The 4,900-nt window shown below is 67.6% G+C and carries 3 protein-coding genes and 2 pseudogenes; all 5 read right to left on the bottom strand.

Translation table 11 applies throughout. The annotated features are described in order from the left end of the window. Window positions 1-143 (bottom strand): annotated as a pseudogene (locus ABT115_RS30630) (ATP-binding protein); the annotation flags it as partial. Continuing rightward, window positions 124-687 carry a DUF742 domain-containing protein gene (locus ABT115_RS30625; RefSeq protein ID WP_351796711.1) on the bottom strand — a complete coding sequence of 188 codons (564 nt, stop codon included), beginning with the start codon at window positions 685-687 and terminating at the stop codon, window positions 124-126. The gene ABT115_RS30625 and the pseudogene ABT115_RS30630, both read right to left, overlap by 20 nt. Before the next feature lie 89 nt (window positions 688-776). After that, window positions 777-1,190 carry a roadblock/LC7 domain-containing protein gene (locus ABT115_RS30620; RefSeq protein ID WP_351796714.1) on the bottom strand — a complete coding sequence of 138 codons (414 nt, stop codon included), beginning with the start codon at window positions 1,188-1,190 and terminating at the stop codon, window positions 777-779. A gap of 10 nt (window positions 1,191-1,200) precedes the next feature. Continuing rightward, complete coding sequence (locus ABT115_RS30615) at window positions 1,201-4,371, bottom strand: sensor histidine kinase (protein ID WP_351796708.1); 3,171 nt, start codon at window positions 4,369-4,371, stop codon at window positions 1,201-1,203. A 346-nt stretch (window positions 4,372-4,717) separates the two neighbouring features. After that, window positions 4,718-4,900, bottom strand: a pseudogene (locus ABT115_RS30610) (ATP-binding protein); the annotation flags it as partial.

Here is a 4,900-nt window from a genome sequence, read left to right as displayed (position 1 = left end):
ATCACGGCTTCGGTGCGCAGCGGGTTGATCTCCGAAACGGCACCGACGAACGTGGTCTTACCCACGCCGAAGCCCCCTGCCACCACGATCTTCGCGGAGGTAGTGGAGCGGGCTGCTCCGCCGCTAGAGCTTGCGAAGTCCACTGAGCACCCTTTCGAGCAGTGTCACATCTGGCTGACCGCCGGCGGACTCGTCGCCGCCGGGCTGATGGATAGCGACGAGTCCGGCCTCTGCCAGGTCGGCTACGAGGATCCGGGCAACGCCGAGCGGGATCGAGAGCAGTGCCGAAATCTCGGCGACCGACTTGATCTCGAAGCACAGTCGGCAGATCCGCTGGTGCTCGGGCAACTGCCCTTGCAGCCGTGACGGATCGGCCGTGGTACTGACCAACGCCTCAATGGCGAGTTGGTAGCGCGGTCGGGTCCGGCCGCCGGTCATGGCGTACGGACGGACCAGCGGATTGTGCGCCGGTGGTGCGGCCGGATCGGGGGCCTGCCGCGGCTGTACCGGCTGAATGCGGGGTGACTGGGGCCAGTCGTAGCGGTGCGGCCGCTGCGGCGGCCACCCAGGACCCTGCTGTGCGCCCTGTCCGCTGGGTGTGGAGGGGAAGTCGAAACGATAGTCCCCGTGCTCACCCGGCATGTTCTGGCCACCGTCGTACCGGTGTCCGCCTGGGGGTGTTTCCACGATTCCTCCTCCACCTGCAGGCCCCGATCCCAGTGGGGCCGCGCCACCGCACCTTATGGCTCGGTGGCGCGCAACGCACTGTCTGTCTACTAGTTAAGAAGACTTCCCTGGAGTTCGGCGCGGAGGTCCGGGGTGAGGACGGTGCCCGCACGATCGACAAGAAGGGCCATTTCGTACCCGACCAGACCGATGTCGGCGTCCGGATGTGCGAGAACGGCCAGCGAAGATCCGTCGGAGATGGACATGATGAAGAGGAATCCGTGCTCCATCTCTACAACTGTCTGATTCACGGCGCCGCCTTCGAAGATCCGGGAGGCGCCCGCGGTCAGCGAGGTCAGACCGGAGGCGACAGCCGCCAACTGGTCCGCGCGGTCGCGTGGAAATCCTTCGGACATGGCCAGCAGGAGTCCGTCGGCGGAGACCACCACCGTGTGCGACACCCCGGGGGTGTTGTCCACGAAGTTGGTGATCAACCAGTTCAGATTCTGCGCCGCCTGGCTCATCGGGCTCACACTAACGCTCCTGGTTGTAGGTATTACTTGCGTCCGAACCCGCGTTACGTCCCCGCAGCACACCCCGCCGCAGGTTGCTCAACCTGCCGCGGATGTCCTCGGGGGCGCGGGAGACCTGAGGGCCGTCCTGCAGGGTCTGCTCCGCCGTGCCCTCGACCAGGTTGGCCTTGGGTACCCGCCGGGGAAGTCCGGACGGGGTGACCCCGCCCGCCTTCGGCTCACGGAGCTTTTCGGCCCGCTGCCAGCGCTCGTCGTTCGCCGAGTGCCAGTCGTCGGAGCCGTTCCCGCCCTGCTGCGCGGACGGTTGCGGCTGCTGCTCCTGCTGCTGTTGCGGCTGTTGCTGCGCGGCGACGGGCCGGTTGTTCCCGCGGCCGGTGGGCTGCCAGTGCTGCTGACCGCCCCGGCGCGGCAGACCGGCTTCGGTCAGCTCGTGCGGGGTGGATCCCGGACGGTCGAAGCCTACGCGTTCCTGCGGCTCGGCGGGGGCGCTCGGGGCAGATTCCGCTTCGACATCTGCCTGCGGCTCGAAAGCGCCCTGGTGCGCGCTCTGATCCGGCCACTCGTCCTGGTGGGGCTGGGGGGCGAACTGCTCCTCGTACGACGGCTGCGGGGCCCCACCGGCCGCATACGCGGCCTCCGCATAGCCGACCTGATGAGCGTGGTCGGGCTGCTCGGCAAAGCCCGCGTCACCGCGGTAGGAGTCGTAGCCGCCCTCGTACGAAGCCTGCTCGTACTGCTCCTGCTGCAGGCCCTGTTGCGGCTCCTGGGCGTACCCGTTCTCGGCGTACTCGTGGCCGACGGTCTGGTTCGCGGCGTACTGCTCCCGCGGGAACTGCGGGCGCTCACCGGCCGTCTGCGCCCCCAGCGCGGCCCGGCGCTCCTCACGCTTCAGCGAGCGGCCCACCGGGTCCAGTTGCGCGGCGTCCACCGACGGCTGCTCGAAGCGCGAGTCGTCGAAGCCGAGCTCCGCCGCCGTGCGCATCTGCGGCTGGGACGGCGGCTGTTCGAAAGTCTGCTGCTGCGGAATGATCGAGGAGACGGTGAAGTCGGACTGCGCGGCGGCTGGTTCACCACCACCACCGTGGGTGATCGCATCCGGCAGCATGACCAGCGAGGTCGTTCCGGCCTGTTCGCCCGAGGGGCGCAGCTGGACCCGGATGCCGTGCCGGTCGGCGAGCCGTCCGACCACGAACAGACCCATTCGCTGGGAGACCGCGGCGTCCACGGTCGGCGGGTTGGCCAGCTTGTGGTTGATGTCGGCGAAGTCCTCGGCGGTGAGGCCGATGCCCTTGTCGTGGATCTCGATCACCACGCGCCTGTCGGGCAGCCGGGTCGCCGTGACCCGCACCTTGGTCTGCGGCGAGGAGAACGTGGTGGCGTTCTCCAGCAGCTCGGCCAGCAGGTGCACGAGGTCGGTGACGGACTGGCCGTGGATCTCGGTCTCCGGCACCCCGGAGAGCTCGATGCGCTCGTACGACTCCACCTCGGAGGCGGCGGCCCGCAACACGTCGACCAGCGGGACCGGCTGGTTCCAGCGGCGGCCCGGCTCCTCGCCGGCGAGGACGAGGAGGTTCTCGCCGTTGCGGCGCATACGGGTGGCCAGGTGGTCCAGCCGGAAGAGGCTCTCCAGCTGGTCCGGGTCGGCCTCGTTGTTCTCCAGGTCGGTGATGAGGGTCAGCTGGCCCTCGATCAGCGACTGGTTGCGACGCGACAGGTTGGTGAAGATCGCGTTGACGTTGCTTCGCAGCATGGCCTGCTCGGCCGCCAGACGGACCGCCTCGCGGTGCACCTGGTCGAAGGCGCGGGCGACCTCACCGATCTCGTCACGGGTGTCGATCGGGATCGGCTGGACGCGGGTGTCGACCCGGCCTGGATCGGTCCTGGAGAGCTGGTCGACCAGCATGGGCAGCCGCTGCTCGGCGACCTGGAAGGCGGCTGTACGCAGCCGGCGCATCGAGCGGCTCATCTGCCGGGCCATCAGCCATGCCAGGACGAAGGCGGCCAGCAGGGCGACGATCACGACTGCGGCGTTGACGACGGCGGCTTTCTTGGCGCTGGACGAGATTTCCGCGGCCTCGGCCACCGCCTTGTCGACGAGTTCGTTCTCGACCGTGGTGTAGGCGTCGAACTTGGCGGTGGCGGCCGCCATCCAGGTCTCGGGCGTGATGCCCTTCGCAGCCAGCTTCTCGGGCGACTTGCCCTGCCCGATCTGCTGGGCCATGCCGTCGAAGACCGAGCCGTCGACACTGGGAGGCGTGACGAACGGGACACCCGCGGCGTCGGCCTCCTCCTTGGCCTTCTTCAGCTTCTTCGCGCCGTCGGCCGACTTGGCGGCCATGACCTGCTTCAGCCGGGCGGCGTCGGCCTCCGTACCACCGGAGATGAACTCGTCGAGTGCGATCTGTTCCAGGTAGTTGTATGAGCCGAAGGCCTTGACCTGGGCCTCGAACTTGGCGCTCTCCTGGCTCGGACGCACCAGGAGGTGCATGCCGATGGAGCGCTGAAGCGATTCTGCAGCTTTGGCGAGTTGGATCGCGTAGAGAGTACGGCCATAGCTGGTGATGTTGCTGGTGCCCAGCCCCAGCTCGTTGGAGAACTGCATCAGGTAGTGCTGCACCTCGACGTAGCCCTCTTCCGTCTTCACCGGGTCCATGGCCTCGGTGTAGGCGGCCTTGCGCAGGTCGGGGAGTTTGGGCTCCTCCAGCCGGAACAGCTGAAGACGCCGCTCCAGGCCCTGATTCTTCGGTAGGTCCTGCACGGCCTTGTCGAACTTGGCCGCGGCCGCGTCGGTGGCGGCCCGGGCCTGGCTGACGACAGCGGCGTCACGCTCGTTCGAAAGCATGGGCTGTGCGGTGAGGTCACGCTCATTGAGGAGCGCCTGGCCGTACTCGGAGGCCGCGCGCACGATCCGCGCGGTCTTCTCGGCCTCCTGCGCCTCCCGCCAGGTGTCGACCGACTCCGTCACCTGGAAGCCGCCCATGACCAGGCCGACCAGCACCGGGATGAGGAGAATCGCGTTCAGCCGGGTCGGCACCCGCCAGTTGCGCGGTGACATCCGGCTGCTGCTGCCGCGGGACGTCACCGCCTTGGACGCACCGCCAGGCGACGCCGCGGCGCGCGGCGGCGGGGTGAAGTTGCCCCGCGCCGCGGAGCCCTCGTTGCTACGCCTCACTCGACCAACAACCTCTCGGCGTCGGCACCTACATTGTGCCGTTTTTGTTCAGGGCCGTACTACTGGGGAGTTCTTCGAATTCCAGCACGGGGACCGGCTGCGTTCCAAACAGTCGGAACCAGCCATTCCGAGTGGTACAGGCCTCAGATAAAACGGGCATACAGAGCGAGCCCCGTCAAAAGGCGGGGCTCATGTGAGCACAGCGGTACCGAATGAATGCATCGGGTGTTGAACGCGGGGCAATTCTCTGTCGAAACGTTATGAACCCGGGGGTGGATCGTGTCAAAGGACACAGTCCACCCCCGTCCTGTTGCCGTAACTGGCGTATGCCAATACAGACTTGTGTCTACTTCAGCCGCGCCATCAGAGCGTGCTCCACCAGCGTGATGAGGCCGCTCTTGGCATCCGCGCGGTGCCGCGCGTCCGTCGTGATGATCGGGGTGTCGGGTCCGATCTGGAGTGCTTCGCGGACTTCGTCGGGGGTGTAGGGCTGGTGTCCGTCGAAGCCGTTGAGGGCGATGACGAAGGG

The organism is Streptomyces sp. NPDC001832 (assembly GCF_040297265.1).
In the GTDB taxonomy this organism is placed as follows: domain Bacteria; phylum Actinomycetota; class Actinomycetes; order Streptomycetales; family Streptomycetaceae; genus Streptomyces.
This window is presented reverse-complemented; position numbering and strand designations above follow the sequence as displayed.

Coding starts and splice junctions, on each gene's coding strand:
- ABT115_RS30620 (WP_351796714.1), bottom strand. CDS start 1,190: ATGAGCCAGGCGGCGCAGAATCTGAACTGGTTGATCACCAACTTCGTG.